Genomic DNA, 21,292 nt, shown 5'->3' with positions numbered 1-21,292 from the left:
AATTCCTGCCCGGCGATCACGCCGGAGCGTGTCTTCCGGTACAACGGGAAAACGCCGTTATATATTTAATTGACTGGCCCGGCTCTTAACGGGGCTTTCATATATGCTTTCCCCCGCCATTTCGTACAACCCGAAAACCTAAATTTTATCCAATAATCAAGGCCTCTTTGATTGCAGCGTATATATTCTTATGCTAATATATTATGGCAAATTATGTATTAGAATTAATCCGTCCGGAAAATTAACATCTTGATTCAATAGGACATATAAGATATGGATATTACTCACATTTTTCATGGACCTAATTCAGGTTATGTGCTTGAGCTTTATGAGCGTTATCTCAAGGATCCCGATTCCGTTGACTCAACCGCAAGAAAGATTTTTGACAAAATAAGACCCGAAATAAATGAGGAAGGTCTCGAGGAAGCGGCTCCTCAGGATATAGATAAAATTGTCGGCGCTGCCAATCTCGCCCAGGCCATACGCGCATTCGGCCACCTGAACGCCAGGCTGGACCCTCTGGGAAGCGAGCCGCCCGGCGACCCTTCGCTCGAACTGGAAACTCACGGCCTTACAGAAGACGACTTGCTCAGGCTGCCGTCATGCCTCATCGGTAGAGAGTATGGCGAAAAGGCTTCAAACGCATACGAAGCCATCGAAATTCTCCGCTCCGTCTATTCATCCAAGGTCGGATACGATTACTACCATATAAACTCGCTCGAGGAGAGAAAGTGGCTGAGGGATGCGGCCGAATCGGGTCAATTCCGGCCTCCGAACGATCCGATAAACGAAAAGCTTCTTCTTGAAAGTCTTACTCAGGTAGAGGTATTAGAGCGTTTCCTGCACAGAATATTCCCCGGCAAGTTTCGTTTTTCGATCGAGGGCGTCGACATGCTCACGCCCATGCTGAATGAAATAGTAGGCCTCTCGGCAGAGTCGGGCATTCATCATATACTAATCGGAATGGCGCATAGAGGGCGCCTAAACGTAATGCACCATGTGATGAGCAAGAGCTACAGAGGAACTTTGATCAAATTCAAGGATCCGAGGGTCGAAAGAGACTTCAGGGACTACATGGGGTGGACGGGCGACGTGAAATATCACGAAGGCGCGCGGCACGCCGTTAAAAACGGAAGAGCCATAGATATGCTTATCACACTTGCGCCAAACCCCAGTCATCTGGAATCCGTAAACCCGGTAGTAGAAGGTATGACGAGGGCGGCCGGAACATCGGTCGATAAAAGCGGAAAGCCGGAATTCGATCCGTCCAGGTCGCTGCCTATTCTGGTTCACGGAGACGCAGCGTTCCCGGGACAGGGCATAGTGGCGGAGACACTCAACCTCTGCGGACTCCCCGGCTACCGTACCGGAGGCACAATTCACATTATTACCAACAATCAGCTGGGATATACGGCGCTGCCAGAGGACAGCAGGAGCACACTTTACGCGAGCGATCTGGCGAAGGGATTTGAGATACCTATTATTCACGTCAACGCGGACGATCCGGAAGCGTGCGTAGAGGCCGCCCGTTTCGCCTTCGCGTATCTAAGACATTTTCATAAAGATTTTCTAATTGATCTTGTGGGCTATAGACGGCACGGTCACAATGAAGCCGACGAGCCCGCGTTCACACAGCCCGGAATGTACGAGATAATAGACAGCCATCCCACCGTGAGGGAGCTGTGGGCCGATACCCTGACAGAACGCGGCATAATAGACAGGGACCAGGCCGAAAAACTGGTCGATAAGTACAACGAGGAGCTGCACGGTGAATTCGAATCGCTCAGTCCCGAAGACATACCAGAGGAAGCCCAGGTAGTCCCGCCTCCCGCGGGCGCGGCGCAGAAAGCCGTAACCTCCGTACCTGCTGAAACCCTTAGAGAGTTGAACGAAGCGCTTATAACACTTCCCGAGGATTTTACGATTAATTCAAAATTGAAACGAGGAAGGGAGCGCCGGAAAGAGATGTTAGACAATCCGGACGACAAGACAATAGACTGGGCTACGGCGGAGGATCTCGCATTCGCCTCCATACTGGCGGACGGAATAGCCATACGACTTACCGGGCAGGACACGGAGCGCGGAACATTCAGCCACAGACACGCTGTCCTGCACGACGCGGAGAACGGGAAAGTCTATACTCCGCTTCAGAGCATACCCCAGGCAAAAGCCGCATTCGAAATATACAACAGCCCGCTGACCGAGAACGCGTGCATCGGTTTTGAATACGGCTACAACATTCAGGAGCCCAACCGGCTTGTAATTTGGGAAGCGCAGTACGGAGACTTCATAAACGGAGCGCAGACCATAATTGACGAATATATGGTTTCCGCAAGGGCCAAGTGGGGACAGACCCCCTCGCTTGTTCTGCTTCTGCCCCACGCGTATGAAGGACAGGGACCCGATCACTCATCGGCCCGCCTGGGAAGATTCCTGGACTCGGCCGCGGAAATCAATATGCGTATAGCAAACTGCACGACTTCGGCGCAATACTTCCATTTGCTCAGAAGACAGGCAGCCCTGCTCGAGGTTGACCCTCTGCCCCTGGTCGTGCTCACCCCGAAGAGCCTTTTACGAAACCCCCTGGTATTCTCCTCATTAAGGAATTTATCCGAGGAAACCTGGCAGCCGGTTATAGACGACGACAGGGATGGAAAGGACACTAAAAACGTCAAACGGCTCATACTCTGCAGCGGTAAAGTTTATATTGACCTCATTTCGAGCGAGCATATAAAACAGCACGAAAAAGATATCGCAATAGTAAGGCTCGAGCAGATCTATCCGTTTCCTTTCAAGATGCTCGATAATATTCTCAAGAGATACACCAAGCTCAAGGAATTCGTATGGCTTCAGGAAGAACCGGAAAACATGGGCGCGTGGATGTTCGTGTATCCGTTTTTAAGGAAACTGATCAAGGGAAGGGTTTCGCTGCACTATATGGGCAGGCGCAGGAATTCAAGTCCCGCGGAGGGGACCGCTTCCATGCACAAAATAAACCAGGAAGCGCTTGTACAGCAGGTATTTATGGTAGGGAAAACACTGCCCAACATTGACGAGCTGGGCATCACATGGGTAAAAAACGTTTAATATAGCGGAGAGACAATATGTCTACGAAAATAACAGTACCCGAATTGGGTGAATCAGTTGTCGAAGCAACCGTCGTGAAATGGTTCAAGTCGGAGGGCGATCCGGTCAAAATCGGAGAGGCCCTGGTCGAGCTTGAGACGGAAAAGGCGAATTTTGAAGTAGCCGCCGAGAAACAGGGGACTCTTTCAAGCATAACAAAGGGCGACGGTGAGGATGTAGAAGTCGGCGATGTGCTTGGCGAGATCGAAGAAGGCGAAGCGGGGGAGAAAGCCGCGCCCGGGAAAAGCCCCGAAGAAGCGGAGAAACCGGAGAAAACCGAGGAAGCTAAACAAGCAAAAGAGACTGAAGAAGTGAAAGAAAAACCCGAGGCGGAGCCGGAGCCGCCGGAGGAAAAAGTAACGCCTGTCGCAAGGCGTATCGCCGAAGAACACAAGATTGATCTGAGCAAGGTAGAAGGCACGGGCCCAAGCGACCGAATCACCAAAGAGGACGTTCAGCTGTATATGGAAAAACAGTCCCGGGACACCGCCGAGCCCAAAGCCCCTGAAGCCGAGCCCGCCCGGAGTAAATCGCCCGCTGTCGTGAAGACCGAGGAAGCTCCGACCATTCACATATCCAGGGATTCGAGGGAAGAGCGGACCAAGATGTCGAGGCGCCGCAGAACCATTGCACGGAGGATGCTGGAAGCCACTCAGTCGACCGCCATGCTGACCACCTTCAACGAAATTGACATGAGCGCTGTCATGGAGCTCAGGAAGCGCAGGAAGGAAGGCTTCAAGGAAAAATACGGCGTAGGACTCGGGCTTAACTCATTCTTCGTCAAAGCCTCGATCGGAGCCCTGAAGCAGTTCCCGCGGATAAACGCCGAGCTTGACGGCGACGATATGATTGTTAAATACTACTACGACATAGGGGTAGCGATCGGAGCCACCGAAGGGCTTGTCGTCCCCGTTTTGAGAAACGCGGACAGTATGTCGTTCGCTGAGATAGAGAAAACGATCAAGGACTACGCCCAGAGAGCGGAAGACAACGCTCTCACGCTTGAGGAGATTATGGGCGGGACCTTTACGATTACGAACGGGGGGGTTTTCGGCTCGTTAATGAGCACGCCTATCCTGAACCCGCCGCAGGTGGGTATTCTCGGTCTTCACAAGATCGAAGAACGTCCCGTCGTAATGAACGGCGATCTGGAAATACGCCCCATGATGTACGTTGCGCTCAGCTATGACCACAGGATTGTGGACGGACGCGAAGCCGTGCAGTTCCTTGTGAAGCTAAAAGAGCTGATAGAGGACCCGGAATCATTACTGCTTGAGGGATAGGCGCATCAGGACGCTACTTCTTTGCCCTGACCCGGTTTTCTTTCCAGTAGTCGTCGGCGAAATTGTCCACGGAAAATCCGATTAAGTCCAGGAACCATATTTTTATATCTTTTGCCAGTACCCGGTAAATTCCCCCTTCGATGAAGCGGCGGGGGGAGGTATTCATCCCGAGTCCGACAAGTTTGAGTTTCCCTTCCTTCCGGAGCGCCTTGCATAAATACGCCGCTTCAAGGATGGGCCTTTCGGGACAGCCTCCGACCCTTCTGAATACATCGGCGCGGACAAAAATCCCCTGATCACCGTAATACCGCTGTCTTAATCTGTATCTGATCCGGTTGAGAAACTCTACGACGCGAAGTCCGAATTCCGCGCCGTCTAGCGAGAACTCGAATGCCCCTCCGACCGTTTCAGGATCGCTTAAAACCCTCTCTATACAAGCATCATAGCCGTAAGGAGGCGTTGTATCGGCGTCAAGGAACAGAAAAACATCTCCGGTGGCGGCGCCCGCCCCCCTGTTCAGCGCCACAGCCCTACCCCGAGCCCGGTCCTTAGATTCGACAAGCCTCGCGCCCAGCCGAAGGGCCAATTCGGGAGTGCCGTCATCCGAGCCCGAGTCGGAAACGATTATCTCTTTACCGATTTGGCTTACAGAATTTTCTCTCAGCATACGGATAGTGTCAGGGAGGAAATCCTCTTCATTCAACGCTGGAATTATCACACTGAGTTTCATATCGCACTGTCCGGCAGAGATTATTTCACATGAAGCGACAATATAAATATTAGATTGACTCGTGCCGAATTAGTTGCAGGCCCGTTACGGATTTAGCTGGAATCGAAGTGTTTTGAGCGGGGACCGCAATCGGGCGGTTCTAAGAAATGCCCGCAATATCGAATACGCTTCCGAACCTCTTCCTGACCTCGTCCAGAAGGTCGGGATATCTTTTCAGCTCCGGGTCTTCTTTCACAATTTCAAACGCGTCCTCCCTTGCCTCTCTCAATATCTTTCCGTCGCGTATCAGGTCGGCGAATCTGAATTCCGGAAGTCCCGATTGTTTGGTCCCGAGAAAATCCCCCGGCCCCCTGATCGCGAGATCGGCCTCGGCAATCTCAAAACCGTCCGTGGTATTCTCCATAATTGAGAGCCTCTTCTCCGCTTCATCAGACCTCCTGAAACTCGAAATAAGGATACAGGAAGAATCGTGCCCTCCCCTCCCTATACGCCCCCTCAACTGATGAAGCTGAGTAAGCCCGAACCTCTCCGCGTTCTCGATTACCATGACGGTCGCGTTCGGAACATCGACGCCGACCTCTATCACGGTTGTAGAAACGAGTATGTCGATATGGCGGGACACGAATCTCTTCATAACCGCATCTTTTTCCTCAGCCTTCATTTTTCCGTGCAGAAGCCCGACCCTGCGTTCCGGGAATACATCGTTCTGAAGCTCTTCAGCCATTTGAGTCGCGTACTTGAGATCCTTAAAGTCAGGACTTTCGGATTCTTCGATCATCGGGTAGACAACGTATGCCTGCCTGCCCTTTTCAATCTCCTTCCTTACGATTTCATAGGCCCGTTCGCGGGAACCTTTCCGGTCAAAGAACACCTTTGTACTTATCTTCTTTCTGCCGGGAGGAAGCTCGTCGAGCACTGAAACGTCAAGGTCTCCGTACACGGTAAGGGCGAGCGTGCGGGGGATAGGCGTAGCGGTCATTACGAGGACATCCGGGTTAGTTCCCTTGCTCATGAGCTCCGCCCTCTGCATAACCCCGAACCTGTGCTGCTCGTCTATTACGACGAGCCCCAGATTGCTGAAGTCAACCTTTTCCTGAAGAAGGGCGTGAGTTCCTATGGCGATCCGGGCTTCGCCTGAAGCGATAGCTTTATAGTAGGCGTTTTTCTCCCTCCTCGCCAGACCGCTCTTCAGGAATACCATCCCGAGACCCATGCCCTTTACATACTCAAGCACCGAATTCAGGTGCTGCTCCGCGAGAATCTCAGTCGGTGCCATGAGGACCGCCTGGTATCCGCTCTCCACGGCCTTGAGTATCGAGAGGAGCGCGACAATGGTTTTTCCGCTCCCCACATCCCCCTGAAGGAGCCTGTTCATAGGTCTCCCCGACCTCATATCGGACTCAATCTCGGACAGCACCCGTCTCTGCGCGCGGGTCAGATCGAATGAGAGCTTCGATAGGAGCTTCCCGCTCAACTCGCCGGTAGGGGTAAATGAAATTCCGGGCGATTGAGAAACGTCCCGCTTCTTAAGCGCAAGACCGAGCTCCATCAACAGGAATTCATAGTAAGAGACCGTCTTGTGGGGGGAAGATTCGTAAACGGAGGGTGTGTCCGCAAGGTCTATTACTTTATCCTCATTCCATGGGAAATGAACCCTCGACACCGCCTCATTTAAATCGATAACGCTCCTTTTTCTTTTTAATTTTTCCGGGACCACCGAAGGGATCGATAAGCTGTAGCCGTCGACAACCGATTTCATTATCCTCCTCATGCGCCTCTGCTTTATCCCCTCGGTCAGGGGATAAACGGGAACGATGCGGTTGAAATGCACGTTGTCTTCGTCTATTTCTTCCCCCTCCTCGATTACCTCTATATCCTCGGGCCTAGGGTGAACTATCTGCAGCACATCACGGTACCCTACGCTTACCTCACCGGTCAATATCACGGACGACCCTTTCCTATAAGCCGTTCTGAGATATTTTTCATTAAACTGGAACCATACTAGAGTTATCGTCCCCGTGCCGTCGGAGATTACCACCTGATACAGTTTGCTCCTCTTGGTTCTTATCTTCCCCGCAAGCATAATTTTGCCCATCACGGTCTCACGTCCGCCCGGCGCGAGCCCGGATATACTTTTTATCGTCCTTCTGTCCTCGTATCTGCGCGGAAAGTAAAACAGCGCGTCCTCGATGCCGTTGACTCCTTTCCTCTCCAGCAACGAGGCTATTCTGGGACCCACTCCCCTGACGTACTGAATGGGTGTATTTGCCAGGTCCCCGCTCTTTGAGGTCGGGACCTGTCCGGTAATCGGCGGAGATGCTGCGGCACTCTTCCCGGGCGGCTCATATCGAGCTGAATCCCCGCTCTTGCCCGAATTCCCGGTTTCAATTCCACTATCCCTTTTCAGCTCCTCCACTATATCCAGCGCCTTCTCAATCAGCTTTTTTTTATCATCCACTGCGAGGCTGTTATAGTCGGAGAAATATCCCATCAAAGATTTGACGACGCTCAACTGGTGTTTGGAGAGAGGGAGCGATAGAGCCTTCAATGCCAGATCGTTTACGAGCTCGTCTAAAGATTTCACCTTATCGATGTTCGAGAAGTCTTTCTTTGACGCGAATCTGAGCGGCTTTTCGAGCGCATCCAGTATTTGAATCAGCCCTTTTGACATTAACAAGATTTTACAGGGACTTAGGTATGAAATTCAAGTTAAAGGTTGAGGATTTAACCGGCGGCAAGAATTTCATTCAGTCAACGCGGATTAGCACACGTTTGAAACTCCAATCCACCCGTGACTAGAATGAAATGCAATTCTTCCCCGGCTCAGGGATATTTTGGCGTATTTAGTACAGTCAGGCGGCCCCACTGAAAGCGCACACCGAGAGAAGCACTCGGCGACTCATTTGATTCCGTCACGCTTCTCCGAGAGAACGGACATATTAATGAATATCGTCGAAAAGCCCTCCCACCTGGGTGAAATGTATACACTACCAACAGTGTATTTTTACACACCTGCGGCCGTATTTAATATATATCGAAGAGTTAAATTAATATAAGAGGCGGTTATCACATACAAAAAGGAATTGCAAACCAAATGGCACACATATTGCACATTCAGAATCCTATAGAAAAGCGGGAGCAAGAATCCATGAGCTGAAATCACCATGTCGCCGGTAATCTCTTATTTAAAAGCTTACTTGCCGGTATACAAAATTAGCGAGGAGCGGGAAAATGAAATATAGCGAACTGGATACGATGGAGATTGGGGCTAAAAATTTTTCAGAAAAATTCGATGAGAACGCCGATCCGCAGGAGTCAGGAAACGATACGGACTTCGATTTTGAAGAAAATATATCCGACTTAACGAATGAGGGACCGGAGATTTCGCGTAAACCGAGACATGATAAAATACCGGATGAACAGTTCCGGATACTCAACGATTACTTCAGAGATATTTCTAAAGAGCAGTTACTGACCCGGAGGGAAGAGGTTGAGATCCCGGCGAAAATCAAGAAATGCGAGTACAAAATGGAGCAAATCAGGGACTTGCTTGATTCTTTCCACGCAAATTCAAAAAACGGAAATAGCCGGAAGAATGGGAACCCGTATCAAAAGAAAAATGAAGACAGGCTAAACGCTTCACTCAGAGCTTATTCGATAAGAGCAAAGAAGTTAAAACAGAGATTTGCAAGCGCCAACCTCCGTCTGGTAATAAGCATTGCCAAACGATATGTTAATCATGGCCTCCCGTTTCTGGATCTCATCCAGGAGGGCAACATCGGACTGATGAGGGCGATTGAAAGATACGATCACACAAAGGGCTACAGATTTTCGACCTATGCGTCGTGGTGGATATATCAATCAATAACCAGGGCGATTCTGGTCCACAGAGGGGCCGTCAGAGTGCCTGTATATTTGCTCGAAGTGACAAACAGGGTTTACAGAAGCAGGTCCGTCATATTAAAGGAGTCGGGCAAAAACCCCACCCCGGAACAGATTTCCGAGCACTCGGGTGTTTCAATTAAATATGTTAAACGAATATTAAAAATCACCGGCGACTCCGTAAGCCTGGATTCACCGGTAGACGGTGAAAAAAGGACGCTCTATGATTTCATCGAGAACGAGGACTCCATTTCACCGGATTACATAGTCGTAGATCATGAATTAAAGCAAAGCGTTCGAAATTCCCTGTCCCTGCTATCCGCAAAGGAAGAAGAAGTCCTGAGAATGAGATTCGGCATAGACAGAAGCGATACCGTAACACTCGACGATATAGGGAAGAAATTCAAGCTTACGAGAGAAAGAATAAGGCAGATTGAGAAAAAGGCCTTGAGGAAGCTTTCCGTCTCTAAGATGAAAGAGTCCCTGAGAAATTTCCGCAGATAGAAATTTTATTACTTTAACCCTGCAATTGTGTGATAATACACAACCGTCAATGTGTGTTATTACGCAATTTTAACAAATTTTTACCTACTGCCGGCACATACTTATCGTATCCTATTGATATGATTGAATTATTTCCGAACACGCTTAATGGTACAATAATTGCACTATAAATACATGCCGACCGGGTAAACCGGACGGTAAATAATATTCAGGAGGGTTTGAAGACATGAGAGTATTTTCTATTTTGTTTGCGCTTATGTTGGTAATGGGGCTTTCATTCGGTGGAAGCACTTTTATCGGCAGCCAGTCCGCAATCGCGGAGACTCATGAGGAAGGAGATGCAGGAGAGATGCCGGGCGGAGATATGGACGATGAAGCCGCCGGAGACGAAGATGCAGCGGATGCTGACACGGGCGAAGCTGAGGATTCAGCTGTAATGCCGGGCGGCGAAGGTGTAGATGAAGACGAAGAAGCACCTACTCCGTAAGAAATCACTATAGTTTTAAAACTATAGAGGGGAGCAGCCGCTCCCCTTTTTTTATCCAAGAGTTTCATTCCAAACTCTATATAACTGAAAAGGAATTCCGAAAGCTAACACCAAGAGTTTTATGAAATTTATAACAATCACGGGGAAGTTAGATAGATTAATTAAATGTTAGCTTTATGTCAGGCGGCAATTACTTATTTACCAGTATGGTAACCGATCCGGGTTTTTTCAAAATATTTATTCCCACGTCAGTAGAGTATTTTCTGATTTCCAAATCAACAAAACCGTCACCAACCGACAAATTTTGAATCTTAAGCCGATCCAGAAACGACGGTAAAACAGGCTTGGAGAACTTAAGCTCTTTTCTCACCCCGTCAATCGATATACCCAAGCAGGCCTGCAATAACAAAAATATCGAGCCAATCGCCCAGGCCTGAGGTGAGCACGCGACAGGGTACAAAGTCGGACCTTCTTCTATTTTCTTGTTAAATCCACAGTAAAGCTCAGGCAGCCTATGGAGCTCCATGAAGGCAGAGGCTCTAAAGAACGCAGTCAATATATCTATAACGTAATCCTTATATCCATATTTTGCGAATCCGCCAGCAATAATGGAGTTGTCGTGCGGCCATATAGACCCATTATGATACGACATCGGGTTATAGCGTACTTCATTGGACGATAGAGTTCTTATGCCCCATTTTGTAAACATATCTTCTTTCATTAACGCTTCAACCAGCCGCGAAGCCTTATTATTATCGGCGATTTCAGTGAACAGACAGTGACCCGGATTTGAAGAGACGACCCGGCATGGTGATTTATTCCCATCCAACGCCAATGCATAGGTTGCGGACTCATCCTGCCAAAAAACATTATTGAATTTAATTTTAAGTTGTTCAGCTTCATGCATTAAAGATTTCGATAAAGTTGAATGACCCAGCGCTTCTGCAATTTTACCGGCTTTAATCCTGGCATCGTAGACATATCCCTGTACTTCACTAAGCGCGATCGGACCTTCCGCCAACTTGCCGTGTTCATTAAAAATCGAATCATGGGAGTCTTTCCAACCCTGATTTCTGAGACCGTTCTCCGAGCTTGACATATATTCCACAAAACCGTCTCGATCTATATCGCCATATTCATTTATCCAGTCAAGCGCGTTCTGAATATTCGGCCATATTGTTCTGATAAAATCTATATCACCCGTCTGCTCGAAATAAGAACCCGCCAATATTATAAAGAGAGGGGTTGAATCTATGGAACCGTAATATTCCTTGAAAGGGATTTCACCCAGCTGCGCCATCTCACCGTCTCTCATTTCATGTAATATCTTTCCCGGCTGTGAATCCTTCTTGCTATCAATCTCGGTAGCCTGGGTATCAGCTAATTTGGATAGTACGCCCTTTGCTATATCAGGCTTGATCCACAAAGTCTGCAGAGCTGTGATAATACCGTCTCTGCCAAAAACTGTCGCATACCACGGGACACCGGCGTATGGGTATATACCGGACTCTGTTGGGGTCAACATAATGTGGAGATCCGCAAAAGATCGGTTAAGCAGGTTGTTAAATTGCTCATTGGAAGTTGTTAAATGACACCTCGACTGTTCATACAACTCTAGGTCTTTAGTAGTTTCCGTCCAGGCATTACTATGGGCGGACATCAAATCATCGATTTTATTATTAGATAATCCGTTACAGGAAATAGCTATATATAAATTTTCGGAATGGCCCGGCTCCAGCTTCCAGTTGTAAAATGCAATTGAGTCATGAATGTGATTAGGCTCGGGAGATAATTTTATGTTGGTTGCACGGGTTTTATTGTCAAGCCCTTCATAAACGAACGAAATAGAATCCGAATTTTTAATTACCGGGCGCTGCCTGCCTCTGGAGTCCCTTCTCGCACCCCGGACTTCAAAAATGTCGGAGAAGTCCGCCTCAAATCTGATCGACATATTGAATTCAACGGCATGTAATCCGAAATTTGTAATGCGTATGAGCTCACGACACACCCCTTTCCAGATGAATTTTGACCGTGAGATATATAAACTGTTGGATTCAATAACTGTTTGATTTTTTTTATATTTCTGGTTGGTAATATCAACCAATAACTTTTCGTTGTTATAGGTTATAGTGGAATTTAATAATTGAGGAATTTTGTCCTCGACCTGGAGTTCGAGATGCGATAAATATCTTGTCCCCTGATGGTAGATACCTTGATAACTCCGATCGTAATTGGATACGTCGCCCCATAAGTTAAAAACGGCAAAAGTGTCTCCATGTTTCAGGGTACGCGTTTGATTATGCAAGGGAGAGGCATTAGCAGCATATATTTCCTGATTAATTGGTTCTGACCCCCAATCAACATTATATTTTGAGTAGAGAAGAAAAAATAAGGTTCTGTCTTAAATTTAAGACTTTAAGATTTTAAAGTCAACATATTATGAATATGGATACGGTGATGGATTAATCTCGACGGAATTTAGTTTTTACGCTACTTCCTGAATCATGGAGTTCTTCAATATTTTTTTATACAAGAGTGAATAGTCTCCGGCCATTTTAGCGGCTGAAAAGCGGGATTCAAAAGTTTCTCTGATTTTACTCCTTGAGAGCGATTGTATTTTATACACAGCTTCCACCGCTTCTCGCATATTATTCACAATAAACCCGGTTTTACCGTCATCTACTACCTCGGGAACTGACCCGCAATTAAAGGCAATAACCGGTGTCCCGCAGGCCATTGATTCAATCATTGCGAGGCCGAATGGCTCGGGCCAGTCAATAGGAAACAGCAGCGCCAGCGCATTCCCTAAAAAATCATTCTTCTCGTCCTCGCCGATCTCCCCGATAAATTCCACGAGGGGGTTGTCCAGCATGGGCTCAATTACACTTTCATAGTAATCTGTATCCACACTATCCACTTTGGCCGCTATTTTTAGCGGGATGCCGGTTAATCGGGCAATTCTGATTGCCCTGTCCGGTCTTTTCTCAGGTGAAATTCTTCCCAGAAATGCCAGATATTTACCTTCATCTCCGTTGAGATTGTATAGTTTGGTCGGTAGACCATGATACGCATTACCTATCCAATTAGCTTGAGGCAAATAGCTTCGTTGATCATAAGATATGGAAACTACGGGAATCTCATTAAATTCGCTATATATATTTTTTAGCTCGGGAAGGTCCAGCCTGCCGTGAAGGGTCGTAAGATGAGCATATTTTTCACGCCTCGACACCGGAAAATGAATATAATCGGTATGAAAGTGAATGATATCGAAATTACCCGACTCTCTCGATATCATCTCGTTCATTATATATTCATGCGGAATAGAGTTAAGGTAGGTTTTACTTAGTCTGATACACTCATCTACGGGACTCACCAGCCTTGCGCTGGTTACGGAGTCGCCGCTGGCGAATAAAGTAACCTCATGGCCCTGTTTGATAAGTTCTTCTGTCAAATATGAAACGACTCTCTCCGTGCCGCCGTAAAGTCTAGGCGGCACGCTTTCAGCCAAAGGCGCAACCTGAGCTATTTTCATTTCTTATTCCGCTGCCTCTTTATTAACCGTGTCTTCGGCAATTCTGGTTAACTTCTGATCCGCGTCGTATTCCTGATCCAGATTCTGAGTGAGCAGATCCGCGGCTTCTTCTTCACCGATTCTCTTGGCGAACCTTCTTATCGTCCCGTATACCGCAATCTCATAATGCTCAACTCTCTGGGCGGACGCGATGAGGCCGGCATCCAATACATCGGGATCTATTTCATCCTTCATCTCTATCAATTCCTCTCCTTCATCGATTATTCCCTCTATGGCTTCACACTTTTTCTTCTCAGGCTCCAAATCGAGAATGTCGAATACCTTTTCTAAACGCTCAATTTGCCCTTTGGTCTCATCCAGGTGTTTCTCAAAGGCCTCTTTGAGCTCCGATGATGAAGCCGCTTCTATCATTTTGGGCAGCGCATCGACAATCTGATTTTCCGCGTAATATATATCCTCTAACTGATCTATAAATAAATCTTTTAATGTTTCCATTTCCATGGTCGTACTCTCCTTTTGAGTTATAGTTACTTGTTACTTTAGCAATATTAGTGCCAGAAGTTTAAAGTGAACGGGGTTTCATAATTTATTCAAATCACACGATCTTTTAAACAATATATTTGCCGATAAAAATACATGTTGATATACATGCAGTTGAAATGTTAATTGGTGAACACAAATAACTTACTTCTAATCGCTGCTGTCATCCGCATCAGGCGGAGGCGGGCATTCAAGCTTTATAAACAGATTTCTTAAGACTTGCTCGGCAGATTCTTTCCGGCTCCCGGAATTTTTGGGACAACTGAATAAGGAGTGTTCATCGACTCCTTCCACGCCCCCTGCAAAACAATTACAGAAGCCAGATTCCGCACACTCCTTACAGCAGTAAGTCTTTTGCTCCCGATAGTAATGCTCGCTCCACATAGCTTAATGCTCGCTCCACATAGCTTCCGGCATTTCGCAATTCGGACACACGCGTAATTTATCGATCATTACTCGATCCTTATTTTCTCTTGCTTATTCCCGCAACTTTTTATAATTGCGGCAGACTCCCACACTTTTTATGATTTCCAGTCCTACCTGCCGAACGTTACCTCACTCGTTTCAATTTTTTCCTTATCTATATTGAACTCGTTATCCGTAAAAGCATCAGCCATCATAACTAAACGGATCATCTTCGTATATATATTTTGTTTGAACCGTCCCATCAGTGTTATGCACTATGACCAGGCTCGGCATGTTAGTTTCCGCCAGCTCTCGCGCTTTCTGAATAGCCTCTTCTTTGACAACCAAAGCTGCAGGTGCATTTCGGGACTTTGCCAGAACGATCCTCCATTTGCCTGATGAGTGATCGAGCAGCACGTGATAAGTGTTCCGTGTGGACATAAAAACCCCCTACTACCATTTCTTGAATCTTATCTCCTTAATTCGGTTAGCTTATTACTTGCTATCTGCGCTTCCGAGGACTTCGGGAATTTGACGACTATCGTTTCAAGAAAATATTGCGCCTCTTTCCTCCTGCCGATCTTAATCAGGGCATAACCCTGTTTTAAATTGGCTCTCGGAACCCGGGAGTCGCCCGGGTGCTTATTTATGAATTCCTGATACGTCAGGATCGCGTACTTATAATTACCTCTGTCGAAGAAACTTTCCGCAGCGGAGTACAATTCGTCAGGAGAGTGAATCGAATCTATTTTAGCAAACTGCTGTTTTGCGCTTTGTTTTTTTTCCTGCGCTTTCAGATGATCACTATTCTTGAGCGACCCCCAAAGCGCTCCGTTCTCGCGACTTACGATTTTAGGGCCGCCATGTACGGAAAGCAGCTCCTCATGTTGTTCAAGCAACTCCTCGATACCGGCTATCCGCTCTTGTACCCGGTCATCACGAGCTTCGGACGCCTCAATCTCCTCCGCTAATTTATCAACCTTCGCCTCTATTCGGAACTGATTCTTATGTAACTCTTCCATGCTGTAGGTGCCGGTCATACAGCCCGCAAGGCCTAGAGACAGAATTATGAAAAAAGTCTTAAATAAAATTCTCATTTCAGTTAATACCCCCTTAATCTCTCTCAAAACAATTACTCACTGTAATAACTACACGTAATGGCATTGCGCAATATTTGTACCAATTGGTTGTGAAATATAGATTTGCAATAATTTCAGACAGGTACGAAGATATGATTGGTTGAAGCAAGAGAGCAGATGCATACTTTGAACAGTTAAGGCTGTACAAATTTATACAAAATATATTGGAGGTTAATGAGGGGAGCAGTAGACTTAGTACGGCTAAAGACTATAGTGAAGACAACAAGCGCTACCTAGGCCTGTTGATTGACTTGCCGGATCCGGTGTTAAGTTAGTATCATTTCATACTCCGGGGGCGTAGCAAGACCGAGTTAGGCGATTCAATCTTCGACGTATGTTTCTATTCTATTTCGTATTTCTTGGGTCGTCCGCGGGATTAATGTAATTTATATCAAATGGACCATCCCCGTTAATCTGAATGATTGTTTCCTCATCAGCCCAGGCAAAATGGTTCATTTTTGCGGGTATGAAAACGAAACTTCCGGCAGGAAACGCCTTTCCTTGCGCAATATCAAGCTTGTCTCCCATTCCCGCATTCATAGTGCCTGAGATAACGGATACACGCTCAACCATTGTGTGCCAATGCGCTGGAATCTTATAATTTGCAGGCATTTTGAGGCGAAGTGTGTATGGTCCAGGATTGTGTGGGTCTCCTTCTAACACAGCGATCTTTGCGCCCGGCGGTAATGCTGGTGGAACATCGGTCCAAGTGATGTCTGATGGTAAAGTCATGATCATCGCTGGCTGACTAGAGTCAGGTTTCATTTCCTTCTCCTGCTCCGCTTGTACAGCAGACCAGCTAATTAGGCTTACGCAAAGTATAAGTAGTAACGCTACTCTACTGGATAAGAATTTCATACGACTCCCTCCTTTGATCTCCCGGCTACTCCTTAAACCACTTTATGCACTAACGCAATATTATCGCAAATAACATCCTACTGTCAACAAGATACTTAATCCCAAATTTCTGCCTTTAATTAGAAAGCCTTTATACTTCAAAACGCATGATTAAGTTTCTCAAAGCCTCATAGTGTGTGTTACTGTATTTCCAGATTTTCAACTTAAACAGAGCTTGACACAAGGGGAGCAGCACACTGAGGGTGAGTTTTGATAAGGATCAGGATCAGGACTAAGTGTTTATGTGGTATTTGCAATGATTAACAGAACATGAACTGATCATTCTTTATAGGCTTCGTACTTGCTTCGTCTTGACAAATATCGATTTATTATTATCGTAACATCAAACATTAATTCTATATATCGTCTGCATAATAGTAATTATCTTCTAAAGGGGAGGGGATAGTTATGAACAGCAATGATACCAGCAACGCAGCCTTACTTAAGTTCCCGAAAAAGGACGAAAAAATAACCGCCGGTATAACAAATCCCAGTTATACACCTGAATTAAACCATAGCATTTATTTCGATATTCTCGATTCTGTTCAGGTCAATATAGCGGTATTAGACAATAAGGGAAATATTATATTCGTCAATAAGGCGTGGGAAAATTTCTCATTACTGAACGGCCAGCCCGCAAGCTATAACTATTTGAATAAAAATTATCTGGAAATATGCAAAAAAGTTATAGGCGATGAAAAAGATTACGCATTGACAGCTCATAGGGGAATTAAATCGATTATAGAAGGCAATAAAGACAAATTTGAACTGGAGTATGCCTGTCATAGTCCCAGACATGAACGCTGGTTTATTATGAAGGCTAATGCCATAAAATCAGGCAAAGGCAGCGTCGCTATCTCACACATTGATATAACAGCACAAAAGAGAAAAGAAACAGTCTCTTCTTCCGAAGAAATACCCATACCAATTAATAGTTTAGACAAAAGTAATATTCAATCGAGCCGGCATGGAAATAATAACTTTACAAACAATATTATCGAGGGAATGGAAGAAGCAGTTTATGTAAAGAATTTAAAGGGTGAGTATGTTTTTATCAACAAAGCTGGAGCCGCACTTTTAGAGAAAAGAGTAAGTCAGATTTTGAACACTACGTGTGAAGAACACTTTACCAAAAAAGAGTGTAAAGAGATTAAAAAAGCTGATGAGCAAGTGATGGATACTAACCGAACAACAGAAACAGAAAAGATTTTAAAAATCAACGGCAAAAAACACTCTTTCACTACCACGAAGGGACCGTTATACGATAAAGATGGCGAAGTAATTGGCATATTTGGAATTTCTGCAGATATTTCCGACCGAAAGAAATCTGAAAAAGTATTAAAAGACTCAGCTGAAGATAATAAATCTTATATTAGGGAAATTCACCATCGAGTTAAAAACAGTCTCCAAATGGTTTCCGATTTAATAGAGCACGAAATGCATGAGATATCCGATGAATCGGCATTGGATATTTTAAAAAACAGCCAAGACCGCATATTTAGCATAGCTCAATTACATCGAAATTTATATCAACAGGAAAATCAGGAAAAGGTTAATCTCTCCGATTACATCAAGAATTTAGGACTTAACCTATCAGAAAGTTTTGTAGGTGAAGATAATAGAATAGATATTATATTTAATCTGGACAAATTAGAAGTTAGCGCCGAAAAAGCCCAATACTTAGGTTTAATCATAACTGAACTATTAACTAACGCTTTTCGCCATGCTTTCCCGAAACAAGACAAGGAAATAATCAAGCTGACAATGAAGAAAAAAGACGAAGAGTACGCATACATCACAATATATGATAACGGAATAGGTATCATAGATAAAAAAGATAATAAACAGACGGCGAGTATAGGTTTAGATCTTGTAGAAATATTTACTAAGCAGATAGGCGGGTCGATTCAAACTGTAAAAACCAAAAAGGGCACTAAATTCAAATTACTGTTTAAATTATGAATCTCAACTCAAATAACTGATTAAGATTTAATTCATAACTCGAAAATCCGAAAGAGTTAAAAACTTCCGATTACAATACTTGGCCGGAGCAAATGTTCGAACTGAAAATAGAGTTCCTTACAGAATATAGTAGTTCTCCTTCGGTTTGAATACGGCATAAAGATATAAGTGGTCGGGGTGGCCGGACTTGAACCGGCGGCCTCTGCGTCCCGAACGCAACGCTCTAGCCAATCTGAGCTACACCCCGAAGAGTATTAAATCTACTATATTTTTATACCGATGCAAGGTGTATCAGCTTGAGGCTTTGTATGCGGAAGGAGGTATTATGGCAATCCAGGCAACTTTAATAAAAATTATGATTGCATCCCCTTCAGATATAGATAATGAGCGTAAGTTCGTCAGAGAGGTTATATGCGAGTGGAATACAACGCACGTCTGTATTCACAAGAAAGTATTAAGCTTATATCAAAGAAAGACAAATTTATCGTTGACAGCAGATAAAACCGCTATTTTCCAACAGCAGCGCTAACTTTTTTCCATTTCCTTTTCCCGACATATTTCAGGTATTTTCTTCCCGCAGGAGCCTTTGAACTTCTAACCTTTCTCCATTTTCTATTGCCCAGGTATGTGAGAAAAGCTTTTTTTGCAGACATTATTCATACCTCTTTATAAAGTATAAACCATTCTCTCTTGTATTGCTCCCCCTTTTCTAAAGCTAGGTTTAAGAAACTTACAGAGTCAGACGAATTTCTCATATGGAGCCGCCCTATGTTTTTTAATTCAAAGGTGAGTGAGCCGATTATAGGATTTTCATGCGCGCCTGATATACAACATTCGGTCATAATACTCTTTAAAATCTCTGAAAGTATCATTACTCACGGGAACTAATTTCCCGCCATGCTCTTCACGAAAGTCGGTTATTTCGAAAACTTCCAGGTTGTAGTCTTTCAGGATTTTAAGTACGTCATAAATATCGAACCCGTGCATTAAATCGGTTCGGTGGGTCTCAAGAAACATGTGTTTTACATAGCGGCTGAGTGTTTTGGTCATACCTAAAAGAACATTGACCTCCGCGCCATATACATCGATTTTAACTATATCGGGTTTGATGTTCTCGTTTTCGCATAATTCATCAAATGATATGACTTCTACGTTACCTGTGTCCGATTGAGTGAAATATCTACCCCCCTCACCTCCCATGTTTGCTTTTCCTATTTTGTCGGAAAGCGCCATATTATAAGCTTTTGTTCTTCCCTCAATACCGTTAATTTCGATATTCTTTTTTAAAGTGGCGAAATATCTTTTGTTAGGTTCGATCGCAACTACCGAGCCACGACCGCCCACCAGATTGCCCACATATATTGTGTAGTAACCAATATGTGCTCCAATATCAACAAAGGTAGGCGAATCAAACTCGTTTAATAAAGAATTAATCATCCTAACGACAGGGGGTTCGCTTATATCCCCATTCATAGCTATTCTGTAATAAAAGTTTCCATCAGTCCCGTCGATCATTTTGACGCGAGTCTGATAGATATCGGTCTCATAGTAGATATCATTAATGTTATCTATCAGTCTTTCTCTTAAACCGATTAACAACGAACGAGTGCCTGTAATCTGAAGTATTTCATTGATTAAACGGTTTTCTCTTACTAATTTACTAATCCCAAGGATTGATACTGCAGCTGATCGTTTAATATTGGTTAAAATGTCAAGCGGCATAGTTAGAGAGATATAAAAACCGGATTATTTTATCGCGAGAAACCCCTGGAAGCACATATAAGTCATTACGGTCTGAATATCGACAAATCCCGCTCTCTTCAGCAGGTCGATATTTCCCTGAGTCGAAAATGGCTCTAACACACCTTTCAAACTTCTGGTTTTAGATATTATTTCTTCGGTGCTGAAATTATTTTCAAGTTTGTAATCGTTGTAAAGCGTAGTCATAATATCCTGAAATCTCGCATCACTACCGCGAATCTTTTCAAACCAGACGAACGCTCCTCCCCAATTGAGACTCTCATATATTTTATTCAGCAGGTCTTGTCTTAATTTTGGGGGTACAAATTGAATTGTATAATACGATACGATAAAATCGGATTTTTCGAATTCATATAAATTGATGTCTGCGCAGTCCAGCATTACATTTTCGAGCCCGGAGGTGTTTTTGCCTGCCTCCCTTATCATATTTTTTTCACAATCGACGCCGACCCATTTTGCTTTATTTTTATGGTTATGCCGAGCTAATTTTGCTATTAGATCACCAACAGATACGCCGAGCTCATAACAGACTGAATCGTCCCTCACGAAAAAGTCGCTGAGCTTACATACAAGATCATGACCTATTTCATAAAGTGGAACGGACTTTCTCACATGATCACTAAAATTCTGCGCAGTTTTTCCGCTAAACGACCACCTTGCGTTGTCCGCTTTTATTCCCTGCCCAACTTCTCCCAGTTTAGATTTAGTACTCGTCATAATATTGTCCTCTCTAAGTATATGCGCAACAAGATTTAATCTCTATGTTAAATACTATATCGAATTTTATCCCGTATAGGAGACTTTTTGAGATACTGGCACAGGAGAAGCAGGATTCCGATATTATGGATTTGTGCTGCTCCCCTTTATGTCAAGACGCGTTTAAATGCGAAGCATGATTACTGTAGTACTCATCCGCATCCTCTCCGCTTACTTTAATACCGCAATTATCGGCGATTCGTCGAAGCGCGGCTTCTTATTCCGCACCGCGTGAGTACGTTATTTTGCCGGGAAGCTCCCATCTCGCCTGTTTACCTATTTCCAGAG

16 protein-coding genes and 1 tRNA gene are annotated in these 21,292 nt (G+C 45.1%); 5 read left to right on the top strand and 12 right to left on the bottom strand.

Annotated features, from left to right (window positions below; translation table 11 throughout):
• The first annotated feature begins 273 nt into the window (after positions 1–273).
• On the top strand, positions 274–3,087 hold the full coding sequence (locus RIG61_02565; GenBank protein MEQ9618038.1) for a 2-oxoglutarate dehydrogenase E1 component: 2,814 nt from the start codon (positions 274–276) through the stop codon (positions 3,085–3,087).
• Between the two features lie 17 nt (positions 3,088–3,104).
• Positions 3,105–4,409: a 2-oxoglutarate dehydrogenase complex dihydrolipoyllysine-residue succinyltransferase gene (gene odhB, locus RIG61_02560; protein ID MEQ9618037.1), complete on the top strand. Its 1,305-nt coding sequence runs from the start codon at positions 3,105–3,107 to the stop codon at positions 4,407–4,409.
• A 13-nt stretch (positions 4,410–4,422) separates the two neighbouring features.
• Here the strand turns inward: odhB and RIG61_02555 are convergent, their stop codons facing one another.
• Positions 4,423–5,139 (bottom strand): glycosyltransferase family 2 protein, encoded by a 717-nt coding sequence (locus RIG61_02555; GenBank protein MEQ9618036.1) that lies wholly within the window; start codon positions 5,137–5,139, stop codon positions 4,423–4,425.
• A gap of 139 nt (positions 5,140–5,278) precedes the next feature.
• Positions 5,279–7,810: an ATP-dependent DNA helicase RecG gene (gene recG, locus RIG61_02550; protein MEQ9618035.1), complete on the bottom strand. Its 2,532-nt coding sequence runs from the start codon at positions 7,808–7,810 to the stop codon at positions 5,279–5,281.
• A gap of 560 nt (positions 7,811–8,370) precedes the next feature.
• Here recG and RIG61_02545 point away from each other — a divergent pair.
• On the top strand, positions 8,371–9,525 hold the full coding sequence (locus RIG61_02545) for a sigma-70 family RNA polymerase sigma factor (GenBank protein ID MEQ9618034.1): 1,155 nt from the start codon (positions 8,371–8,373) through the stop codon (positions 9,523–9,525).
• A 226-nt stretch (positions 9,526–9,751) separates the two neighbouring features.
• A complete protein-coding gene (locus RIG61_02540; GenBank protein ID MEQ9618033.1) occupies positions 9,752–10,012 on the top strand; it encodes a hypothetical protein in 261 nt (86 codons plus the stop codon).
• 190 nt (positions 10,013–10,202) lie between these two features.
• On the opposite strand, the gene RIG61_02535 is transcribed toward RIG61_02540, so the two are convergent.
• The 6 genes from RIG61_02535 to RIG61_02510 form a co-directional block, all read right to left on the bottom strand.
• Positions 10,203–12,341 carry an amylo-alpha-1,6-glucosidase gene (locus RIG61_02535; GenBank protein MEQ9618032.1) on the bottom strand — a complete coding sequence of 713 codons (2,139 nt, stop codon included), beginning with the start codon at positions 12,339–12,341 and terminating at the stop codon, positions 10,203–10,205.
• 156 nt (positions 12,342–12,497) lie between these two features.
• Positions 12,498–13,544 (bottom strand): glycosyltransferase family 4 protein, encoded by a 1,047-nt coding sequence (locus tag RIG61_02530; protein ID MEQ9618031.1) that lies wholly within the window; start codon positions 13,542–13,544, stop codon positions 12,498–12,500.
• A gap of 3 nt (positions 13,545–13,547) precedes the next feature.
• Positions 13,548–14,039 (bottom strand): ferritin-like domain-containing protein, encoded by a 492-nt coding sequence (locus RIG61_02525; protein ID MEQ9618030.1) that lies wholly within the window; start codon positions 14,037–14,039, stop codon positions 13,548–13,550.
• Positions 14,040–14,693: 654 nt separating this feature from the next.
• Positions 14,694–14,930 (bottom strand): DUF2188 domain-containing protein, encoded by a 237-nt coding sequence (locus RIG61_02520; GenBank protein ID MEQ9618029.1) that lies wholly within the window; start codon positions 14,928–14,930, stop codon positions 14,694–14,696.
• A 29-nt stretch (positions 14,931–14,959) separates the two neighbouring features.
• A complete protein-coding gene (locus RIG61_02515; GenBank protein ID MEQ9618028.1) occupies positions 14,960–15,586 on the bottom strand; it encodes a tetratricopeptide repeat protein in 627 nt (208 codons plus the stop codon).
• Positions 15,587–15,973: 387 nt separating this feature from the next.
• Complete coding sequence (locus RIG61_02510; protein ID MEQ9618027.1) at positions 15,974–16,486, bottom strand: cupin domain-containing protein; 513 nt, start codon at positions 16,484–16,486, stop codon at positions 15,974–15,976.
• 447 nt (positions 16,487–16,933) lie between these two features.
• On the opposite strand from RIG61_02510, the gene RIG61_02505 reads away from it, so the two are divergent.
• Positions 16,934–18,487, top strand: a complete 1,554-nt coding sequence (locus tag RIG61_02505) for a PAS domain-containing protein (protein MEQ9618026.1) — start codon at positions 16,934–16,936, stop codon at positions 18,485–18,487.
• 169 nt (positions 18,488–18,656) lie between these two features.
• On the opposite strand, the gene RIG61_02500 is transcribed toward RIG61_02505, so the two are convergent.
• From RIG61_02500 to RIG61_02485, 4 genes are all read right to left on the bottom strand, one after another.
• Positions 18,657–18,734, bottom strand: a tRNA-Pro gene (locus tag RIG61_02500).
• Positions 18,735–18,993: 259 nt separating this feature from the next.
• On the bottom strand, positions 18,994–19,140 hold the full coding sequence (locus RIG61_02495) for a hypothetical protein (protein ID MEQ9618025.1): 147 nt from the start codon (positions 19,138–19,140) through the stop codon (positions 18,994–18,996).
• 157 nt (positions 19,141–19,297) lie between these two features.
• Positions 19,298–20,002 (bottom strand): FkbM family methyltransferase, encoded by a 705-nt coding sequence (locus tag RIG61_02490; GenBank protein ID MEQ9618024.1) that lies wholly within the window; start codon positions 20,000–20,002, stop codon positions 19,298–19,300.
• Positions 20,003–20,233: 231 nt separating this feature from the next.
• Positions 20,234–20,965: a methyltransferase domain-containing protein gene (locus RIG61_02485; GenBank protein ID MEQ9618023.1), complete on the bottom strand. Its 732-nt coding sequence runs from the start codon at positions 20,963–20,965 to the stop codon at positions 20,234–20,236.
• Positions 20,966–21,292: the final 327 nt, after the last annotated feature.

It is taken from the genome of Deltaproteobacteria bacterium (assembly GCA_040223695.1).
Lineage (GTDB): Bacteria > Desulfobacterota_D > UBA1144 > Nemesobacterales > UBA2774 > JAVKFU01.
Note: the sequence above shows the minus strand (reverse complement) of the source record. Positions and strands in the feature narration are given on the sequence as shown.